This is a genomic window from Pantoea eucrina (genome assembly GCF_020079945.1).
Classification (GTDB): Bacteria; Pseudomonadota; Gammaproteobacteria; order Enterobacterales; family Enterobacteriaceae; genus Pantoea; species Pantoea eucrina.
Map to the genome: position 1 here is coordinate 812,505 of NZ_CP083448.1, position 19,599 is coordinate 832,103.

At 54.7% G+C, this 19,599-nt stretch carries 18 protein-coding genes; 4 read left to right on the plus strand and 14 right to left on the minus strand.

Annotated elements, in window-relative coordinates; all coding sequences use genetic code 11:
* Positions 1–170: 170 nt before the first annotated feature.
* From LAC65_RS03730 to xseB, 4 genes are all read right to left on the minus strand, one after another.
* Complete coding sequence (locus tag LAC65_RS03730) at positions 171–1,145, minus strand: aldo/keto reductase (RefSeq protein ID WP_039382969.1); 975 nt, start codon at positions 1,143–1,145, stop codon at positions 171–173.
* A gap of 68 nt (positions 1,146–1,213) precedes the next feature.
* Positions 1,214–3,079: a 1-deoxy-D-xylulose-5-phosphate synthase gene (dxs, locus tag LAC65_RS03735; protein WP_039382970.1), complete on the minus strand. Its 1,866-nt coding sequence runs from the start codon at positions 3,077–3,079 to the stop codon at positions 1,214–1,216.
* A gap of 19 nt (positions 3,080–3,098) precedes the next feature.
* Complete coding sequence (ispA, locus tag LAC65_RS03740; RefSeq protein ID WP_039382971.1) at positions 3,099–3,998, minus strand: (2E,6E)-farnesyl diphosphate synthase; 900 nt, start codon at positions 3,996–3,998, stop codon at positions 3,099–3,101.
* Positions 3,998–4,240: an exodeoxyribonuclease VII small subunit gene (gene xseB, locus LAC65_RS03745; RefSeq protein WP_039382972.1), complete on the minus strand. Its 243-nt coding sequence runs from the start codon at positions 4,238–4,240 to the stop codon at positions 3,998–4,000. The genes ispA and xseB overlap by 1 nt, the downstream gene beginning before the upstream one ends.
* Before the next feature lie 234 nt (positions 4,241–4,474).
* Here xseB and thiI point away from each other — a divergent pair, with 234 nt between their 5' ends.
* Entirely contained in the window at positions 4,475–5,923 is a 1,449-nt protein-coding gene (thiI, locus tag LAC65_RS03750; protein ID WP_039382973.1) for a tRNA uracil 4-sulfurtransferase ThiI, read from the plus strand.
* A 212-nt stretch (positions 5,924–6,135) separates the two neighbouring features.
* Here the strand turns inward: thiI and yajL are convergent, their stop codons facing one another.
* On the minus strand, positions 6,136–6,747 hold the full coding sequence (yajL, locus tag LAC65_RS03755) for a protein deglycase YajL (RefSeq protein ID WP_039382974.1): 612 nt from the start codon (positions 6,745–6,747) through the stop codon (positions 6,136–6,138).
* Positions 6,701–7,621 (minus strand): 2-dehydropantoate 2-reductase, encoded by a 921-nt coding sequence (gene panE, locus LAC65_RS03760; RefSeq protein WP_039382975.1) that lies wholly within the window; start codon positions 7,619–7,621, stop codon positions 6,701–6,703. The genes yajL and panE overlap by 47 nt, the downstream gene beginning before the upstream one ends.
* 124 nt (positions 7,622–7,745) lie before the next feature.
* Between panE and LAC65_RS03765 the strand changes: the two genes are divergently transcribed.
* Complete coding sequence (locus LAC65_RS03765) at positions 7,746–8,237, plus strand: YajQ family cyclic di-GMP-binding protein (RefSeq protein ID WP_039382976.1); 492 nt, start codon at positions 7,746–7,748, stop codon at positions 8,235–8,237.
* Positions 8,238–8,335: 98 nt separating this feature from the next.
* Here the strand turns inward: LAC65_RS03765 and LAC65_RS03770 are convergent, their stop codons facing one another.
* From LAC65_RS03770 to LAC65_RS03805, 8 genes are all read right to left on the minus strand, one after another.
* Positions 8,336–9,700: an MFS transporter gene (locus tag LAC65_RS03770; protein WP_039382977.1), complete on the minus strand. Its 1,365-nt coding sequence runs from the start codon at positions 9,698–9,700 to the stop codon at positions 8,336–8,338.
* Between the two features lie 202 nt (positions 9,701–9,902).
* On the minus strand, positions 9,903–10,790 hold the full coding sequence (gene cyoE, locus LAC65_RS03775; protein WP_039382978.1) for a heme o synthase: 888 nt from the start codon (positions 10,788–10,790) through the stop codon (positions 9,903–9,905).
* 13 nt (positions 10,791–10,803) lie between these two features.
* Complete coding sequence (locus tag LAC65_RS03780) at positions 10,804–11,133, minus strand: cytochrome o ubiquinol oxidase subunit IV (RefSeq protein ID WP_039382979.1); 330 nt, start codon at positions 11,131–11,133, stop codon at positions 10,804–10,806.
* On the minus strand, positions 11,133–11,747 hold the full coding sequence (locus LAC65_RS03785) for a cytochrome o ubiquinol oxidase subunit III (RefSeq protein WP_039382980.1): 615 nt from the start codon (positions 11,745–11,747) through the stop codon (positions 11,133–11,135). The genes LAC65_RS03780 and LAC65_RS03785 overlap by 1 nt, the downstream gene beginning before the upstream one ends.
* Positions 11,747–13,729 carry a cytochrome o ubiquinol oxidase subunit I gene (gene cyoB, locus LAC65_RS03790; RefSeq protein WP_039382981.1) on the minus strand — a complete coding sequence of 661 codons (1,983 nt, stop codon included), beginning with the start codon at positions 13,727–13,729 and terminating at the stop codon, positions 11,747–11,749. Before cyoB ends, LAC65_RS03785 begins: the two co-directional genes overlap by 1 nt.
* Positions 13,730–13,733: 4 nt before the next feature.
* The gene (gene cyoA / locus LAC65_RS03795) at positions 13,734–14,657 is read right to left on the minus strand and encodes a cytochrome o ubiquinol oxidase subunit II (protein WP_039382982.1); all 924 of its coding nucleotides are present in this window, start codon (positions 14,655–14,657) and stop codon (positions 13,734–13,736) included.
* Between the two features lie 436 nt (positions 14,658–15,093).
* Positions 15,094–16,581, minus strand: a complete 1,488-nt coding sequence (ampG, locus tag LAC65_RS03800; protein ID WP_039382983.1) for a muropeptide MFS transporter AmpG — start codon at positions 16,579–16,581, stop codon at positions 15,094–15,096.
* 55 nt (positions 16,582–16,636) lie between these two features.
* Positions 16,637–17,215 carry a lipoprotein gene (locus tag LAC65_RS03805; protein ID WP_039382984.1) on the minus strand — a complete coding sequence of 193 codons (579 nt, stop codon included), beginning with the start codon at positions 17,213–17,215 and terminating at the stop codon, positions 16,637–16,639.
* Between the two features lie 265 nt (positions 17,216–17,480).
* Between LAC65_RS03805 and bolA the strand changes: the two genes are divergently transcribed.
* Complete coding sequence (gene bolA, locus LAC65_RS03810; RefSeq protein ID WP_039382985.1) at positions 17,481–17,795, plus strand: transcriptional regulator BolA; 315 nt, start codon at positions 17,481–17,483, stop codon at positions 17,793–17,795.
* 301 nt (positions 17,796–18,096) lie between these two features.
* On the plus strand, positions 18,097–19,401 hold the full coding sequence (tig, locus tag LAC65_RS03815) for a trigger factor (RefSeq protein ID WP_039382986.1): 1,305 nt from the start codon (positions 18,097–18,099) through the stop codon (positions 19,399–19,401).
* Positions 19,402–19,599 lie beyond the last annotated feature (198 nt).

Consider the following 19,599-nt stretch of genomic DNA (forward strand, 5'->3'; position numbering starts at 1 on the left):
CCCCTGCGTATATTTTGTAGGGGCGGCATTTATGCCGCCCTGGTTTCAGGCGCATCGATACGTATAACCGCGGTACATGGCTCGGCCAGGGGCGCATAAATGCGCCCCCTACGTCATGTTTTTGTAGGGGCGGCATTTATGCCGCCCTGGTTTATGCGGATATCAATTGCTTACTCATACCCTACAGCCGGATGCGGCTGATAGACCATCTCCAGCTCGGCGATATCTTCCGCACTCAATTCAACGTCAACCGCTTTAACCAATTCGGCAAACTGCTGCTCACGTGAAGCGCCGATAATAGGGGCGGTCACGGCGGGTTTATGCAGCAGCCATGCCAGTGCGACCTGCGCGCGCGTCACCTTTTTCTCCGCGGCAATGGTGGCCAGTCGCTCCGCAATCGCGGCGTCGTTCTCTTCTGTACCGGTATACAACTTCTCCATCACATTATCAGAGACCGAGCGTGCGGTAGTTTCCCCCCAGGGGCGCGTCAGTTTGCCGCGCGCCAGCGGGCTCCACGGCAGCACGGCGATGCCCTCACGCTGACAGAGCGGGTGCATCTCCTTTTCCTCTTCGCGCTGGATCAGATTGTATTGATCCTGCATGCTGACAAAGCGCGCCCAGCCATGATCTTGCTGCAGCTGCAGTGCCTGAGCAAACTGAGAGGCGTGCATGGAAGAGGCGCCGATATAACGCGCCTTACCCGCTTTCACGACCTCATCCAGCGCCTGCAGCGTCTCTTCAACGGGCGTTGCATAGTCCCAGCGGTGGATCTGCAGCAGATCCACATGATCCATGCCGAGTCGCATCAGGCTGTCATCGATCGACTGCAGAATATTCTGCCGCGACAGGCCCTGCGACAGGTTGCTGAGCGGGAAGTAAACTTTGGTCGCGACCACCACGTCATCGCGCCGCGCGAAATCTTTCAGCGCGCGTCCGAGGATCTCTTCGCTGCTGCCGTCAGAATAGCTGTTGGCGGTATCAAAAAAGTTGATCCCCGCGTCCAGCGCCTGTTTGATCAGCGGCCGGCTGCTCTCTTCCGGCAGCGTCCAGGCGTGGTTGCCGCGCATCGGATCGCCATAAGTCATGCAGCCTAAGCAGAGTCGGGATACCTGGAGATCGGTCTGGCCTAAACGAACGGTTTTCATTGAGAGCTCCTGCTCTTATGCGTGGGAAAAGGATTCCGTAAGCATAGCAGCAGGAGCGAAGAGGGGAGTTATTGCGCGAGCCAGGCAGCGATCTGCTGCTGAATGCCGGCGGCATCCAGTTGATAGTCGTGACGCACCTCTTCCTGAGTACCCTGTGGAATAAACTCATCTGGCAGGCCAAGGTTGAGCACCGGCACGGCCAGGCGTTTCGCCATCACAAACTCATTTACGCCGCTGCCGGCGCCACCCATGATGGCACCTTCTTCCAGCGTCACCAGCGCATCATGGCTCTGCGCCAGCTCGCGAATCAGGGTTTCATCCAGCGGTTTCACAAAGCGCATATCTACCAGCGTGACGTTCAGTGCTTCAGCCGCGGCCTGCGCATCCGGCAGCAGCGTGCCGAAATTGAGGATCGCCAGCTTTTCACCCTGACGCTTCACCACCCCTTTGCCCAGCGGCAGACTGGTAAGCGGCTCAAGCGTGGCACCGGTACCGGTACCGCGCGGATAGCGCACCGCGCTCGGACCCGCCTGATAGTGATAGCCGGTGTAGAGCATCAGGCGACACTCATTCTCGTCGCTTGGCGTCATAATCACCATGCCGGGCACGCAGCGCAGATAGGCGATATCAAATGCGCCCTGATGCGTCTGACCATCCGCGCCGACAATACCGCCGCGGTCGATAGCAAACAGCACCGGCAGCTGCTGAATCGCCACATCGTGGATCACCTGATCGTAAGCGCGCTGCAGGAAGGTGGAGTAAATCGCCACGACCGGCTTGTAACCGCCAATCGCCATGCCGGCAGCAAAGGTCACGGCGTGCTGTTCAGCAATCGCCACGTCAAAATATTGCTGCGGATAGGCGCGCGAATAACTCACCATGCCAGAGCCTTCACGCATCGCCGGCGTGACCGCCATCATGCGCGGATCGTCAGCGGCGATCTCGCTCAGCCAGTCGCCAAAAATCTTCGAGTAGCTCGGCAGACCAGGCACGCTTTTTGGCAGCGCACCGCTGGCCGGGTCAAACTTCGGTACGGCATGCCAGGCGATAGGATCCTGCTCGGCAGGGGCATAGCCTTTGCCTTTTTTGGTCATGATATGCAGGAACTGCGGACCTTTAAGATCGCGCATATTCTTCAGCGTGCTGACCAGCGTCAGTACATCGTGCCCGTCAACCGGACCGATGTAGTTAAAGCCCAGCTCCTCGAACAGCGTGCCGGGCACCACCATGCCTTTCAGATGCTCTTCGGTGCGCTTCACCAGCTCTTTAATCGGCGGCAGACCGTCCAGCACGCGCTTGCTGCCTTCGCGCAGGCGCGAATAGGTTTTACCGGAGAGGATCTGCGCCAGGCGATTATTCAGCGCGCCAACGTTCTCCGAGATCGACATCTCATTGTCGTTGAGGATCACCAGCATATCGGGCTTGATATCGCCGGCATGGTTCATCGCCTCAAACGCCATTCCGGCGGTAATTGCGCCGTCGCCAATGATACAGGCGGTGCGGCGACCTTTACCTTCCCGCTCGGCGGCGACCGCCATGCCGAGACCGGCGCTGATGGAGGTGGAGGAGTGTCCGACGCTCAGGACGTCATATTCGCTCTCACCGCGCCACGGAAACGGGTGCAGGCCGTTTTTCTGCCGGATGGTGCCGATGCGATCGCGGCGTCCGGTCAGAATTTTATGCGGATAAGCCTGATGACCTACGTCCCAGACCAGATGGTCAAACGGGGTGTTGTAGACGTAATGCAATGCGACGGTCAGCTCGACAACGCCCAGACCCGACGCAAAGTGGCCGGATGAGCGGCTGACGCTATCCAGCAGATACTGACGCAGCTCGTCGCACAGGGCCGGAAGTTTCTCTTTCGGCAGTAAACGTAATTCCTGCACCGTGCCTGCTAACGCCAGTGTCGGGTATTTTGCAATATCAAAACTCATCAGAGACTCATTATGAAAGTTATTTATCGCGTTCAATTATGAAGCTTGCCAGCGCTTGTAATACGCTTGTGTCATAGCCCTGGCCGGCGAGGATCTCCAGCGCCCCCAAAGCTTCCTGATAGAGCGCCTGCGCTTTTGTACGCGCGCCCTCAAGCCCTAACAGGGCAGGGTAGGTACTTTTGCCCAGCGCCTGATCGGCGCCCTGGGTTTTGCCCAGCACGGCGGTATCGCCGGTGACATCCAGAATGTCATCCTGCACCTGAAACGCCAGGCCGATAGCATCAGCATAGGTGTCCAGCAGCGGCAGCGCCAGGCGAGCCGGCTCGCCTGCAGCCAGCGCACCCAGACGCACGGCAAGACGGATCAGTGCGCCGGTTTTATGGCGATGAATCTGCTCAAGCTGCGCCAGATCGATCTGTCTGCCTTCGGCCGCTAAATCCAGCGCCTGGCCGCCGCACATACCGGCAACGCCGCTGGCCTGCGCCAGTTCAGAGATCATTCTCACGCGCGTTGCCGCGCTGACGCCCGGCATCGGTTCATCAGCCAGAATAGAGAAGGCCAGCGTTTGCAGCGCATCGCCCGCCAGAATGGCCGTATCTTCACCATAACGAATATGACAGGTAGGCTGTCCGCGGCGCAGTGCGTCATCATCCATCGCCGGCAGATCGTCATGGATCAGCGAATAGGCGTGGATACACTCTGTGGCGGCGGCAGGCGCATCAAGGCTGGCTGCGTCGGCGTTAAGCATTTCACCAGTGGCATAGACCAGAAAAGGACGCAGACGCTTACCTCCTAATAGTGCCCCATAATGCATGGCATTCACCAGCGGGGAACTCTGAAAAGGCAGTGGATCTATTAAACGTGTCAGCGCCTGATTTACGCGCTCATGATAGGTTTGCTGTAGCTGGACAAAATCCATTAGTCGTTATCCGGCGTAAAAGGGGTAAGGTCGGCCGTTTTATCATCGCTCAGCAGGATCTGTACGCGCTGTTCAGCCTGCTGCAGCGTCTGCTGACCGCTGCGCGCCAGCTGCACACCGCGCTCAAACTCATTCAGCGCCTCTTCCAGCGGCAGCTCGCCGCTTTCCAGCCGGCTCACAATCTGCTCCAGCTGCTGCAGGGCGGTTTCAAAACTCACGGGCGCTTCGGCTTTTTTCGGCATAATCAGTGTCGACTCACAGTTTGGGACATCTTCATGCAATCGGTCATGGTAGCCGACGGGGAATAATAAGCAAAATGTTGAATGTGATTGCGGTAGCAGAAGCAGTCACGCAGTAAAGGTGGTATACTTTTGCGCCTCGGATGCGGACGCTCTCGCGATCCCCGCAATATTATGATCTTACCAGCTAAGTGCTGATGATTTTAGCACTTATTTGCCCAACGAAGCTGTGTCGCCATGAAGTTTATCATCAAGCTCTTCCCTGAAATCACCATCAAAAGTCAGTCGGTGCGGCTGCGCTTTATCAAAATTCTTACCGGCAATATCCGCAATACCCTGCGTTCTCTGAATGAGGATATCAAGGTGGTGCGTCACTGGGATCACATTGAAGTGCGCGCCAAAAACGAAGCGCTGCGTGAAACCATAGTGGATGAGCTGACGCGTATTCCTGGTATCCACCACGTGCTCGCCGTTGAAGATCGTGCTTACACCGATATGCACGATATCTTTGAGCAGACGCTGGCGCTGAACCGTGAGCGCCTGGAAAATAAAAGCTTCAGCGTGCGCGTGAAACGTCGCGGCACCCACAGCTTCAGTTCACAGGATGTGGAGCGCTATGTAGGCGGCGGCCTGAATCAGCATATCGCCAGCGCGCGCGTGCAGCTGAAGCAGCCGGATGAGACAGTTAATCTGGAGATTGAAGACGATCGTCTGCTGCTGATTACCGGTCGCTTTGAAGGGCTGGGCGGCTTTCCAATCGGCACGCAGGAAGATGTGATGTCGCTGATCTCCGGTGGCTTTGATTCCGGTGTCTCCAGTTACATGCTGATGCGACGCGGCTGCCGCGTGCACTACTGCTTCTTTAACCTTGGCGGCGCGGCACATGAGATTGGCGTGCGTCAGGTAGCACACTATCTGTGGAATCGTTTTGGCCGCTCACACCGCGTGCGCTTTGTCGCCATCAATTTTGAGCCGGTCGTCGGCGAGATTCTGGAAAACGTTGATGACGGGCAGATGGGCGTGGTGCTGAAGCGCATGATGGTTCGCGCTGCGTCAATGATTGCCGAGCGCTACGGTGTACAGGCGCTGGTGACCGGCGAAGCGCTGGGTCAGGTATCGAGCCAGACGCTGACCAACCTGCGCCTGATCGATAACGCATCCGATACGCTGATCCTGCGTCCGCTGATTTCACACGATAAAGAGCATATTATTAACGTGGCGCGGCAGATCGGTACGGAAGATTTCGCCCGCACCATGCCGGAATACTGCGGCGTTATCTCAAAGAGCCCGACGGTTAAAGCGGTGAAAGGCAAAATTGAAGCGGAAGAGCAGAATTTCAACTTCGATATTCTTCAGCGCGTGGTGCAGGAAGCGACTAATCTCGATATCCGCGAGATTGCTGAACAGACCGAAGAAGAAGTGGTGGAAGTAGAGACCGTGGACTCTTTTGGCACTAACGATGTGGTGCTCGATATCCGTGCCGCTGACGAGCAGGACGCTTCCCCGCTGGATCTCAGCGGCGTGGAAGTGAAGTCGCTGCCGTTCTATAAGCTCAGCACGCAGTTTGGCGATTTGGATCAGAACCGGACCTGGCTGCTCTATTGCGATCGTGGCGTGATGAGCAAACTGCAGGCGCTTTATCTGCACGAGCAGGGTTTTACAAACGTTAAAGTTTATCGCCCATAGCACGTCAGGGGCGCCACCGGGATTATCCGCCGGGATATCACCGGAATTTGTTGGGGCGCATTAATACGCCCCCTACGTCTGGCTTCGTAGGGGCGCCATTAATGGCGCCCTGGTTTATGTGCGGCATCCGATTCGGCCCAGGGGCGCATTAATGCACCCCCTACGGTGATACCGGAATTAATTTCGCGCAACGGAATTCGCAGAGGCGCACTTTATTCGCGCTCGTCGAACTCCTGATAATTATAAATGCCTGCCGCCAGCACCAGCTGTGAGGCGACTTCGCGTGCGGTCTCTTTATCCTGCAGCAGATCCACCAGCTTTAATGCAAAATCAAACGCTGTACCCGGTCCCTGGCTGGTGAGCAGATTGACGCGCGGATCCCATACCACGCGGCGCTCCATCCATTTCGCATCCGGAATTGTCTCTTTCAGGCCCGGAAAGCCGGTCATATTCCCGACCGGAAAAAGATCGTGCGGCACCAGTACCGTGCCTGGCGCTGCGCAAATAGCCGCCACAATTTTGCCTGTCAGATGAAACTGGCGCACCGTTTCCACCAGCAGCGGGCTGTCGCGGAACGTCTCCGCACCTTTCAGACCACCGGGCAGAACAACGGCGTCAAAATCGTTATCTGCCACTTCTGCCAGAGGGGCATCAGCCAGCAGGCGCACGCCGCGCGAGCATATAATTTCCCGTGTGCCGTCACTCTCTGCGCTGGCGGTGGTGACAGTGATGCCGCCGCGCACCAGCACGTCGATGGTGGTGACCGCTTCGGTCTCTTCACTGCCATGAGCGAGGCATACCAGTACGGATGGGCTGGCGTTCATATTGTGACTCCTTACGTTTTACCAGATCATAAAGGCGGCTATTCTCCGGCAGCGTAATGCCCTGACTGCGCGCGCGGCGCAGCAGATAGCCGGTAATATAATCAATTTCAGTTTGTCGCTGCGTACGGATATCCTGCAGCATAGAAGAGACATTGGCGGCAGTCGTGTCGATAACGTCATAAATAATGGCGCGTAGCGTCTCTGCATCCATATGCTGTCCTTCACGCGTCAGCAGCAGCGCCAGCTCGTCGCACAGCGTATCGATCTGCTCCGGCCAGGCGCGCAGCGCGCCGTTCAGGCACTCATGCTCTACCGTTAGCGGATTGATAACGCAGTTCACCGCCAGCTTGCGCCAACAGGCGGAGGCAATATCATCATGCCAGGCAACGTCAGGTAATGCCTGATGCAGCAGATCCGCGAGATGGCTCAACGGCGCGGCGTCACGGCTGACCGGTCCGATATGCGTGATGCCAGCCGCCACGTGGCGGATCACTGTCCCGTCATGCATCGCCGCATGGGTGGTGATGCCGCGCAGCAGCGGCTGCGTCAAATCGCGCAGCTCCTCCAGCGTTCCCATACCGTTATGCAGCAGCAAAACCGGCATGTCCGCGCGCAGCACGCTCTGAAGATTTTTAATCGCTGGCGAAACCTGTGGCGCTTTCAGGGTAACCAGCAACAGGTCGCTGCGCGCCAGAAACAGCGGATCGTTGGCGATAAAGGTGTGATTGCTCACTTCGCCCTGCAGATCGGTGACGTTAACGGAACAGTAGGGCTGCGGCACGCGCAGCCAGCCCTGTACGTCGTGACCCTGACGGGCCAGCGCAGTCAGCCAGACCTGCCCCAGCGCGCCGCAACCCAGCACGGTAATTTTCATTCTGCCTCCTGCTGGCGGGGTATTTTCACATCACATACTCAGTATAGCTTTGAGCTGCCGCGTGTTTTATTAGCGCAGCAAGACGCGTATTATGCATGTCACTTTAGTATCAGGAGAAGAAAAGATGCCATCTTTCGATATCGTTTCCGAAGTCGAGCTGCAGGAAGTCCGCAACGCGGTAGAAAATACCAACCGTGAACTCTCAACCCGCTTCGACTTTCGTAACGTCACCGCCAGCGTTGAGCTGAATGAGAAGAACGAGACGATTAAAATCACCACCGAGTCCGATTTTCAGGTGAAGCAGATTGTCGATATTCTGCGTGAAAAGCTACTGAAGCGCGGTATTGAAAACGCTGCGATTGAGGTGCCGGAAGAGATTGAACACAGCGGTAAAAGCTGGAGCGTAGAAGCCAAACTGAAAAAAGGCATTGAAAGCGACGTTGCCAAAAAGCTGGTGAAGCTGATCAAAGACAGCAAGCTTAAGGTGCAGACGCAGATTCAGGGCGACGAACTGCGCGTGACCGGCAAATCGCGCGACGATCTGCAGGGCGCCATGGCGCTGGTGCGCGGTGGCAACCTTGGCCAGCCGTTCCAGTTCAAAAACTTCCGCGATTAATCCTCTCTGGCGCACGCCGTACCGCGATAGATCGACAGCGCACCATGCCGGATAGATCGCTGTAAAAAAAAGCCCGACGCAATGGTCGGGCTTCAGATTCAGCAGCTGGCGAGCAGCGCCTCTATCTCAACGCGGCTCGTGACTTTGCTGTCGATTTTGATATACGCGCTTTTCTCTTCCGGCACGATAAATACGGATGCCACGCCAGGCTGAGCTTTCAGACGTTTTTCCAGATTCGGCACGGCCAGCACGGCGTCGCTCAGTACCAGCCGCAGGCTGCTGACGTAAGGCGGCTCCTGCATCGACATCGCAACAAACAGCCAGGCCGCAGCGATAATCGCTCCGATGAGAAATACCGTCTGCGCATCAATATGACCAAAAATCCAGCCGCCGAGGCTGCCGCCAATCGCCACTCCAAGAAACTGGCTGGTGGAGTAGATACCCATGGCGGTGCCCTTATAACCAGCCGGTGACTCTTTGCTGATCAGCGAGGGCAGAATGGCCTCCATTACGTTAAACGCGAGGAAAAAGAGCTGCACGCCAGCCACCAGCGTCCAGAAGTGGCCTTCTGCTCCCCAGAGAACGATTTCCGCAATGATAATCAGCGCCACGCAGCTGACAAAAACCCGCTTCATACGGCGCTTTACTTCGGCGTAGATAATGACCGGCACTACGGCGACAAAGGCAACCAGCATGGTCACCAGATAGATTTTCCAGTGCTCAGCTGCCGGGAGGCCTGCCAGTTCAAACTGGCCGGGCAGGGCGACAAAGCTCGACATCAGCAGCACGTGCAGACAGAGAATGCCGATATTAAGCTTCAGCAGTCCGGGATTGGCCAGCACGGCGCGAATGCTGCCTTTTACCATCCCGGACTCGCGGTTAAGCACGTGACCGCGCGCATTCGGCACGACCAGCAGCGTGATAACGATACCCAGCGTTGCCAGCAGCGCAATCATCCAGAACAGCGCATGCAGCCCCAGCGCGTGCGTGACAATGGGTCCGGCCACCATGGCAATCGCAAAGGTCACGCCAAAACTGATACCGATAAACGCCATCGCTTTAGTGCGGTTCTGCTCACGGGTGAGATCGGACAGCAGCGCCATTACGGCGGCGGCAATAGCGCCGGAGCCTTGTAAGGCGCGACCAAGAATAATGCCCCAGATTGAGGTTGTCGTGGCGGCGATCACGCTGCCAAGGACAAACAGCAGCAGGCCGCCGACAATCAGCGGCTTGCGTCCGATACGATCGGAAAGCAGCCCGAAGGGGATCTGAAAAATGGCCTGTGCCAGACCATAAATACCAATTGCCAGACCAATCAGGGTTTCGCTGGCACCCTGCAACGCCATGCCGTAAGTAGTAAGTACCGGCAGAACCATAAACATTCCGAGCATACGCAGGGAAAAAACGGTACCTAAACCCCATGTAGCGCGCAGCTCTACCGGCGTCATTTTATTGTCGTTCATTCCAACCTCTGTAAGTGTCTGCCTGTCATGCACCATGCTGCAGCAGCCAGTAACACCCTGTTGCTGCAAATCGATTTATTTCGGGCATTTAGCACCCATTTTAGGGAGCAGGGGAGGGCGGGTAAAACATTTGTTTTTAAGCAGTGGTAACAAAAAGAAAGGGCGCGAAAATCGCGCCCTTTCTCAGAGTGACGGTGCCCGCTTACCAGACGTAAGTGAGCAGGTCTTTGGATGCGGGAGCCATGAAGTCAACTGACATCATGACGCTCAGCGCGGTGATGGCGATGATAGAGAACACAAACAGTTTACGCGCCCAGACTTTATCGTTTGAGGTTTTGTAACCTGAGAGTGCCATACCCAGCCACCAGACGCTGACCGCCGCAGCCACGATCAGATATTTGTAGCCCGCATAACCACCCAGTGAGAGCATCAGCGTGGCAATCATAAACGCCAGAATGTAGAGCGTAATATGATTTTTCGCCACAGAGATGCCTTTCACCACCGGCAGAACCGGAATGTTGGCGGCCTGGTAATCTTTAAAGCGGAAGATGGCAATCGCGTAGGAGTGCGGCATCTGCCACAGGCTAAAGATAGCCAGTAAAATTAATGCGCCAGCATCAAACTCATTGGTGACTGCGCAGTAGCCAATTACCGGTGGCGCAGCACCGGAGAGGCTGCCGATCAGCGTTCCATAGACCGAATGACGCTTCATATAGAGGCTGTAAACGCCAACATAGACCACGAAGCCCATGACCGCCAGCCACATGGCCAGCGGGTTGGCGCCGAAATACAGCAACGCAAAGCCAGCAATACCCAACGCAGTGGCATAAACCAGGCTTACTTTCGCCGAGATCAGGCCTTTGACCAGAACCCGGTTCCGCGTTCTCTCCATTTTGATGTCGATATCGCGGTCAATCACATTGTTGAATACACAACCCGATGCGACCACCAGCGATACGCCAGCCAGCGCGGTGAGAAACAGGGGATAATCGATGCTGCCTTTAGAGGCCAGCAGAAATCCACCGATGACAGAAATTAAATTTCCGAAAATAATTCCTGGTTTTGTTACTTGCAGGTATTGCTTAATCATTACGCGTGACTCTTTAGTGGGCCATCATGTTGTAGTTGAGGTTCCACATAATCCACAGTGAACCGATCACAACAATCAGAATGATGATTGCTGAGAAGACAATGGCCACCATGTTCCAGCCACCCTCTGATTTGCTGTCCAGATGCAGGAAGTAGACCAGGTGCACCAGCACCTGAACCACTGCACACACCAGAACCACACCCAGGATGGTGCCGTGTGAGGCACTGCCATCCATTACCATCCAGAACGGGATCGCCGTCAGGATGATAGAGAGGATGAAGCCGATCATGTAAGACTTCACGCTACCGTGTGATGCACCATGTTCGTTTACAGAATGACTCATTACATGGCCCCCATCAGATAGACAACGGTGAATACGCAGATCCACACCACATCCAGGAAGTGCCAGAACAGGCTCAGGCACATGATACGGGTACGGTTGCTCTCAGTCAGACCACGTTTAGCGATCTGGAACATCAGAACCGCCATCCAGATCAGACCAGAGGTAACGTGCAGACCGTGCGTACCAACCAGAGTAAAGAAGCCAGAAAGGAAGCCACTACGGTTTGGACCGAAGCCTTCCGCAATCAGGTGATGGAATTCATAGATTTCCATCCCGATAAATCCGGCACCGAACAGGAAGGTCAGGGCCAGCCAGCCAATGACCGAACCTTTGTTCTGGTTGTTCATCGCAATCACTGCCATTCCATAAGTAATGGAGCTCAGCAGCAGCAGCGCGGTTTCAACCAGCACAAACGGCAGTTCGAAAATATCTTTACCTGCCGGGCCACCGGCAGTGTTGTTGACCATTACTGCATAGGTCGCAAACAGCGTTGCGAAGATAATGCAGTCACTCATCAGGTAGATCCAGAAGCCAAAGACTTTATTGGCTCCTGCATCGTGATGCCCATGCTCCGCATGGGCGTCGTGGTGGTGTTTTACGGTTTGAGTCGACATTATTTCAGACCTGCTTTGCTGATGTCATCAAAGTGCTTCTTCTCGATCTGCTCGATTTCAGCAACCGGAACGTAGTAATCCACGTCCTCATCGAAGCTCTTCACAATCCAGGTCACGATAGTGCCCAGGAAAGTGAGACCCGCCAGCCACCAGATATGCCAGATCATGGCGAAACCGAAGACTGTTACGAATGCAGCGATAACAATGGCCGCGCCGCTGTTTTTCGGCATATGAATTTCTTCATATTTTTCTGGCTGCTTGTACGCTTCGCCTTTCTCTTTCATTTCCCAGAACGCATCACGCTCGTGGATATGAGGGATAACAGCAAAGTTGTAGAACGGTGGTGGTGAAGAGGTTGCCCACTCCAGCGTACGACCGCCCCACGGGTCACCAGTCAGATCGCGGTTCTGATCGCGGTCACGTACCGATACCCAGAACTGAACCAGCTGGCACAGAATACCGCAGGCAATCAGCGCCGCACCGCCAGCTGCAACAACCAGCAGCGAGTGGAACTGTGGATCGATATCCTGGCTCAGACGACGGGTCATACCCATGAAGCCCAGTGCGTACAGCGGCATAAAGGCAACAAAGAAGCCGATGATCCAGAACCAGAAGGCGCGTTTACCCCAGGTTTCGTTCAGCGTGAAGCCAAATGCTTTCGGAAACCAGTAAGTCACACCGGCCATGCAACCGAAGACAACACCACCGATGATAACGTTATGGAAGTGTGCAATCAGGAACAGGCTGTTGTGCAGGACAAAGTCTGCGCCCGGTACGGCCAGCAGTACGCCGGTCATACCACCGACTGAGAAGGTCACCAGGAAGCCGATGGTCCACAGCATCGCTGAGTTAAACTCAATACGACCCTGATACATGGTGAACAGCCAGTTAAAGATTTTCACCCCGGTCGGAATCGCGATGATCATCGTCATGATACCGAAGAAGGCGTTAACGTTAGCGCCCGCACCCATGGTGAAGAAGTGGTGCAGCCAGACGATGAACGACAGTACGGTAATGGCGATGGTTGCCCACACCAGTGAGGTGTAACCAAACAGACGCTTTTTCGAGAACGTCGCGGTAACTTCAGAGAAGACACCAAAGACCGGCAGAACGAGGATGTACACTTCCGGGTGACCCCAGACCCAGATCAGGTTGACGTACATCATCATGTTACCGCCCATATCATTAGTAAAGAAATGGAAGCCGAGGTAACGATCAAGCGTCAACAGTGCCAGCGTCACGGTCAGAACCGGGAACGCAGCGATGATCAGGACGTTAGTGCAGAGTGATGCCCAGGTAAAGACCGGCATTTTGAACAGGTCCATGCCCGGCGCACGCATCTTCAGAATGGTCACGAAGAAGTTGATACCGGTCAGCGTGGTCCCGATCCCTGAGAGCTGGAGACTCCAGATCCAGTAGTCGACCCCGACGCCAGGACTATACTCCGCGCCAGAAAGCGGCGGATAAGCCAGCCAGCCAGTCTGTGCGAACTCGCCCACACCCAGAGAGATGTTCACCAGGATCACACCGACCGCGGTAAACCAGAAGCTCAGGTTGTTCAGGAACGGGAACGCAACGTCACGGGCACCGATTTGCAGCGGAACCGCGATGTTCATCAGACCTACAACGAATGGCATTGCCACGAAGAAGATCATAATCACGCCGTGAGCAGTGAAGATCTGATCGTAGTGGTGCGGAGGCAGAATGCCCGCCTCACCGGCAGAAGCCATAACCTGTTGGGTACGCATCATTACTGCATCGGCAAAGCCGCGCAGCAGCATGACGAATGCCATGATGATATACATGATACCCAGTTTTTTGTGGTCAACGGAGGTAAGCCATTCTGACCACAGATACTTCCACTTACCAAAATAGGTGAGGGCGGCAACCAGCGCCAGACCACCAATGATGATAGCGGCGACCGTAACCATGATAATAGGCTCATGGTACGGCACTGCATCCAGTGTTAATTTTCCGAACATCGTATTATTCCCCGGTTCCCGCAGCAGCGGCGTGATTCATGTCCATGCCTTCGTGTGACATGTCCATTTTCCCGTGGCTCATCTTGAACTTATCAATAATCTGCTTGAAGAGTTCAGGATTCGCAGTTGAGAAATATTCCACCGGATGATTCTCACTTGGCGAAGCCAGTTTCTCAAACTCATCCATGGTGGTCAGCGTGTTAGGTGCCGCTTTAACTTTGGCAACCCACTGCTGGAATTCCGCATCATCTTTAGTTGCAATGGCCTTGAACTTCATGCCAGAGAAACCGCGACCACTGAAGTTTGATGAGATACCGTCAAACGTTCCTGGCTCATTGGCGATCAGGTGCAGTTTGGTCTGCATGCCCGCCATGGCGTAGATCTGGCTGCCGAGCGTAGGAATGAAGAACGAGTTCATCACGGAGTTAGAGGTGATTTTGAAGTTAACTGGCGTATTTGCCGGGAAGGCAATCTGGTTAACGGTGGCAATACCCTGTTCCGGGTAAATGAACAGCCATTTCCAGTCCAGTGCAACCACATCGATCTCAACAGGCTTAACGTCAGAGACCAGCGGTTTAGCCGGCTCCAGCGCATGCGTTGATTTCCAGGTCAGCACGCCGAGGAAGATGATGATCAGGATCGGAATGGTCCAGACCACGGCTTCCACTTTGTTAGAGTGTGACCAGTTAGGGCTGTACTTCGCTTCGGTATTGGTCGCCCGATATTTCCAGGCAAACACAACAGCCATTAAGACTGCCGGAATAACGACAATCATCATCAAGCCAAAGGCTGTCAGAATCAGTGAACGTTGCTCCATTGCAATCTGTCCCTTGGGATTTAACAACGCACTATCGCAGCCGCTGAGTAATACAGCGCCTGCGATTAATGACAAAATCCCCAAACATTTATTGTATTTCATGAGTCTCATTTAACGACCTCAATGACAAGGGCTCTATTGTCGTTTAAGTGTGCGCGCATTTTACGGTAAGGTTTATGCAGTGTAAACCAGCTTAAGGATGTGTCAGAAGGGTGTTGACACCTTTTGCTAAGGGAGTCACAGATGTTACGCAGAGTGACAAATTATTAACCGCGACAAGCAGTTGGCGGCAATATAACAAAAAGCAATGACAGAAACCGCAGAAAAAACAGGGAAAGCATAAACCGTACTTTTAATGCTCACTTATTTAACAATTATGCATCATTTGAGCGATAATTTTCCCACAAACTGATTGCTCACCGGATTTAAATATCGCCCGATGTTGTTAAATTAATGTTTTTATTTCGCGATGAAAAAAATGCTATTTGCGCTAATTCGCAGGTGCTATTTTTAAACAAAATAAATAGCGCCTGCAAATAGTGTCTGGCTATCGCTCAGCGAGCCGGTGGGTTTTCCTCAGAGCCAGACAGTCGAGTACCACGCCCAGCATAACGGCCAGAACGGCAATGCCGATGCCCGCCTCAAACAGTGGCGTCAGCAGCGCAGTCAGCGATTCTGCGCCTGCAGCTGTTAGCGCCAGCGTCAGCAGCCAGCAGCCCAGTAACGTGCAGCCTGCGGTGAACAGGCGGACAATCCAGCGATAGCCCACAGGCCAGCTGGTACGCGGAATAAACGTGCCGCTCTGCTGCATCTGAAGAAGCGTGGTGCGGCTAAGCCACAGCAGCAGCAGTCCCGGTAGCGCAGCCACAACGGTAAACGCATAGAAAGCTGACCAGCCCCATAGCTCAACCAGCCAGCCGGCGGCCGGACCCACATAAACGCGGCCAACAGCAGCCAGCGCTGAGAGCAGAGCGAACTGGGTGGCAGAGAACGCTTTATTACACATGGTCATCAGCAGCGCCACAAAGGCTGCTGTTCCCATGCCACCACACAGATTTTCAATAAACACCGCGCTGGCCATGCTCCAGAGGTGGGGCGGGGTAACCGCCAGCAGCCAGTAAGCGGCGTTCGATACGGCCTGCAGAATGCCAAACAGCATCAGAGCGCGAAACAGGCTCAGACGCTGCATCAGCACGCCGCCATAGAGTGCGCCGATAATCGTCGCCAGCAGCCCCAGCGTTTTATTCACCAGGCCAACATCGCCCGCGCTGAAGCCGACGCCGCGGATAAGAAAGGTTGTTGTCAGCGACGCCGCGAAGGCATCTCCCAGCTTATAAAGGATGATCAGGGTGATAAGCAGCCAGGCATTGTTACGCTGAAAAAAATCCGCCAGAGGAAACGTAACGGCCTGGCGCAGCGTATGCGGCTCGCGTTTAGCCGCAGCGGGCTCGCGAGCCAGCAGCGTGGCAATCAGCCCCGGGATCATTAGCAGCGCCATCAGCCAGTAGGTTGCGCGCCAGCCCAGATAGCGATCGGCAAGCCAGAGTGCCAGCCCGCCGGAGATAAGCATCGCCAGGCGATAGCCCAGCACCGTAATCGCTGCGCCGCTGCCGCGCTCTTCCGGCGGCAGGATATCCGTTTTCCACGCATCAAAAACGATATCCTGAGAGGCGGAACAGAATGCGACCAGCACGGCGATGGCCGCCAGCAGCGTTAAATCCTGAGCCGGATGCATAAAACCGAGCGCGACAATGCCGGCAATCAGCGCCAGCTGAGTCAGCAGTAGCCAGCCCCGGCGACGTCCCAGAAACGGCGGCGTATAGCGGTCCATCACCGGCGACCAGAGAAACTTGAAAACGTAAGCCTGTCCTACCAGCGAAAAGAAGCCAATGGTTTTGAGGTCGACATTCTCTACGGTCATCCATGCCTGCAGCGTGCCTGCGGTCAGCGCCAGCGGCAAGCCGGAAGCAAAACCAAGCAGCAGCAGTACCGCCGCGTTACGTTGGGTAAATATTCGCAGATAGTGAGAGGTCATAGCCAGCCTGAGGTAGTGCCCGGCACAGACGGCCGGGCAGATGACAGCGGAGCGGTTAGCGTGCGTTCTGTTTAATGAAGTTGTTTACGCTGGTGTCCTGCGCCATATCGGCGATCACATCGCTCAGCGTCGCATTCACAGCGTTGGTGATCTTGTCGTTGGTGGCATTGAAAGCGCCTTCAATGCTGTAGGTCTGACGGTAGTTTTTCACCTGCTTGTTGCCATTTTTCGCCGTGGCAATAATAGAGATATCCGCTTTCGTGGTGATGCTGTAGCGCACGTTACCCTGCGTGACGTCAGCGTAGAGGCCATTCACCACAATCTGCAGATCCACTGCGCCGTTCGGGCCAATCATATATCCGCGGGAGGTCATCTGCTTCTCCAGCACTTCCTGCAGCAGAAAACGCAGGTCGCGTGATGGCGTCAGCGTAACCAGCTGTCCATCGCGGTTAACCTTTGCCAGCGCCTGATCGCTGCGCTGATCGGCACCGTTTACGCTGACGGTAACGCCCATCAGGCTCGGATCCTGTTGTGGCAGCTGGATCTTTGGCTGAATGTTCAGGGTTGTACTGTTGCTGGCACAGCCGGCTAAAACAAAAGCAGCCAGCAGAGGGAATAACAGTTTTTTCAACATACTCATTCTCATTAGCGTTAGGTTGGGAGATAAATCCGGCGTCATCATAGCATTGCAGCGAGGTGAAAAAAGCCCCAGCCACCGGGAAATTGATTGTAAAGGCTTTTTTCAGCCCGGAGGAAAACCCGCAGGTTGACCCGCCCGGATTGCCGGTTATGATGCGCTGCAGAGCGGGAATATTTTCTGATTTTTACCGGGCAGTAATGCAAAACCTACTAATATTTAAACAGATGGGGCACAGCGCTCGCCGGAGAGGGTGTAAACAATGATTCGCGAACAAATAGAAGAAAAGCTGCGCAACGCTTTCACACCTGCACACCTCGAAGTGCATGATGAAAGCTATCGTCATAACGTGCCTGCCGGTTCTGAAAGTCACTTTAAAGTGGTGATTGTCAGCGATCACTTTACCGGCCAGCGCTTTTTACAGCGGCATCGCGCCATCTATGGCGAACTGTCTGCGGAACTGGCAGGCAGCGTACACGCGCTGGCGCTGCATACCTACACGCAAAAAGAGTGGCACGGGCTGCAGGATACTGTCCTGGCTTCGCCTAACTGCCGGGGTGCCGGTACGCTTGCCTGATGCTGGCATCTTCAACCTTTCCTGAAACGGCCTGCGGGCCGTTTTTTCGTTTCTCAGACGCTAAACGCGATCTGCGGCGCAAAAAAGCAGCAAAGTCGTTAAAAAGTGGTGAGTTTGCAGCCTCGACTCATTCCGGCGATGCCGCTATAATGCGGCGTCTATTTTTCCGGAATGTCTTCGGGACGCTTCTGGTGACAGGGATGTGGTTCTGCCCGCAGAGGCCGTCCCGGTTATTGGATACGGCGCATTAATTGTGTGGTGTCTGAAGTTGACCGAGCACGTGATTTTTTGAGGTAACAAAATGACAGTTTCAGTAGAAACCACCCAGGGTCTGGGCCGCCGCATTTCGATTACTATTCCAGCTGACAGCATTGACGCTGCAGTTAAGAAAGAACTGATTGAAGTGGCTAAGAAAGTCCGTATCGATGGTTTCCGTAAAGGTAAAGTGCCATCGCATATCATCAATCAGCGCTACGGCGCCTCTGTTCGCCAGGATGTGCTGGGCGAGCTGATGACGCGTAACTTTGTTGACGCCATCATCAAAGAGAAAATCAATCCAGCAGGCGCGCCTGACTACGTGCCGGGTGAGTATAAAGAAGGCGAAGACTTTACCTATGCGGTTGAGTTTGAAGTCTACCCGGAAGTGGAATTACAGGGTCTGGACGCAATCGAAGTTGAAAAACCGGTTGTTGAAGTGACCGATGCAGACGTTGACGCGATGCTGGATACCCTGCAGAAGCAGCAGGCTACCTGGAAAGAGACTGACGCAGCGGCTACCGCTGAAGATCGCGCTACCATCGATTTCAACGGTTCTGTTGATGGCGAAGAGTTTGAAGGCGGTAAAGCGTCTGACTTCGTACTGGCGATGGGTCAGGGTCGTATGATCCCTGGTTTTGAAGAAGGCATCACCGGTAAGAAAGCGGGTGACACCTTTACTATCGACGTTAAATTCCCGGACGATTACCACGCAGAAAACCTGAAAGGGAAAGATGCGAAGTTTGATATCGTTCTGAAGAAAGTTGAAACCCGTGAACTGCCAGAGCTGACCGCTGATTTCATCAAACGTTTCGGCGTAGAAGATGGTTCAGTTGATGGCCTGCGTGCAGAAGTGCGTAAAAACATGGAGCGCGAGCTCAAAGGCGCTATCCGTAACCGCGTGAAGTCTCAGGTTCTGGATGGTCTGGTTGAAGCGAACAACATCGACGTGCCAGCCGCTCTGATTGATGGCGAAATCGACGTGCTGCGTCGTCAGGCTGCTCAGCGCTTTGGTGGCAATGAGAAGCAGGCGCTGGAACTGCCACGTGAGCTGTTCGAAGAGCAGGCAAAACGTCGCGTTGTTGTAGGTCTGCTGCTGGGCGAAGTGATCCGCATCAACGAGCTGAAAGCGGATGAAGATCGCGTTAAGACGCTGATTGAAGAGATGGCTTCTGCGTATGAAGATCCGCAGGAAGTTATCGAGTTCTACAGCAAGAACAGCGAGCTGATGAACAACATGCGCAACGTTGCGCTGGAAGAGCAGGCGGTCGAGGCTCTGCTGGCGAAAGCCAAGGTTACCGACAAAGCGACCTCTTTCCAGGAGCTGATGAACCAGACCTCTGCGGCCTGATTAATCACTTAACGGAATGTGCTCAGCCCGCGACCTCCTGTCGCGGGCTTTTTTATATTTATGATAAAAACCCCCTTCCTGCACCGCTATTTGACTAATTAAGCGGCAAATTATCCGTTATGCTCTTTTTCCAGGTTAGCGAATAGAGAAAAGGTTGTTATGCTTGAAACAACCGGGCAGCATCCCCAGATAGAGGAA

Bases quoted from the DNA above. Each gene is read 5' to 3' on its own strand.
- LAC65_RS03730 (WP_039382969.1), bottom strand. From the start codon at position 1,145: ATGAAAACCGTTCGTTTAGGCCAGACCGATCTCCAGGTATCCCGACTC.
- cyoA (WP_039382982.1), bottom strand. From the start codon at position 14,657: ATGAGACTCATGAAATACAATAAATGTTTGGGGATTTTGTCATTAATC.
- ispA (WP_039382971.1), bottom strand. From the start codon at position 3,998: ATGGATTTTGTCCAGCTACAGCAAACCTATCATGAGCGCGTAAATCAG.
- LAC65_RS03780 (WP_039382979.1), bottom strand. From the start codon at position 11,133: ATGAGTCATTCTGTAAACGAACATGGTGCATCACACGGTAGCGTGAAG.
- tig (WP_039382986.1), top strand. From the start codon at position 18,097: ATGACAGTTTCAGTAGAAACCACCCAGGGTCTGGGCCGCCGCATTTCG.
- ampG (WP_039382983.1), bottom strand. From the start codon at position 16,581: ATGACCTCTCACTATCTGCGAATATTTACCCAACGTAACGCGGCGGTA.
- thiI (WP_039382973.1), top strand. From the start codon at position 4,475: ATGAAGTTTATCATCAAGCTCTTCCCTGAAATCACCATCAAAAGTCAG.
- cyoB (WP_039382981.1), bottom strand. From the start codon at position 13,729: ATGTTCGGAAAATTAACACTGGATGCAGTGCCGTACCATGAGCCTATT.
- bolA (WP_039382985.1), top strand. From the start codon at position 17,481: ATGATTCGCGAACAAATAGAAGAAAAGCTGCGCAACGCTTTCACACCT.
- panE (WP_039382975.1), bottom strand. From the start codon at position 7,621: ATGAAAATTACCGTGCTGGGTTGCGGCGCGCTGGGGCAGGTCTGGCTG.
- cyoE (WP_039382978.1), bottom strand. From the start codon at position 10,790: ATGATTAAGCAATACCTGCAAGTAACAAAACCAGGAATTATTTTCGGA.
- LAC65_RS03765 (WP_039382976.1), top strand. From the start codon at position 7,746: ATGCCATCTTTCGATATCGTTTCCGAAGTCGAGCTGCAGGAAGTCCGC.
- LAC65_RS03785 (WP_039382980.1), bottom strand. From the start codon at position 11,747: ATGTCGACTCAAACCGTAAAACACCACCACGACGCCCATGCGGAGCAT.
- LAC65_RS03805 (WP_039382984.1), bottom strand. From the start codon at position 17,215: ATGTTGAAAAAACTGTTATTCCCTCTGCTGGCTGCTTTTGTTTTAGCC.
- xseB (WP_039382972.1), bottom strand. From the start codon at position 4,240: ATGCCGAAAAAAGCCGAAGCGCCCGTGAGTTTTGAAACCGCCCTGCAG.
- dxs (WP_039382970.1), bottom strand. From the start codon at position 3,079: ATGAGTTTTGATATTGCAAAATACCCGACACTGGCGTTAGCAGGCACG.
- yajL (WP_039382974.1), bottom strand. From the start codon at position 6,747: ATGAACGCCAGCCCATCCGTACTGGTATGCCTCGCTCATGGCAGTGAA.
- LAC65_RS03770 (WP_039382977.1), bottom strand. From the start codon at position 9,700: ATGAACGACAATAAAATGACGCCGGTAGAGCTGCGCGCTACATGGGGT.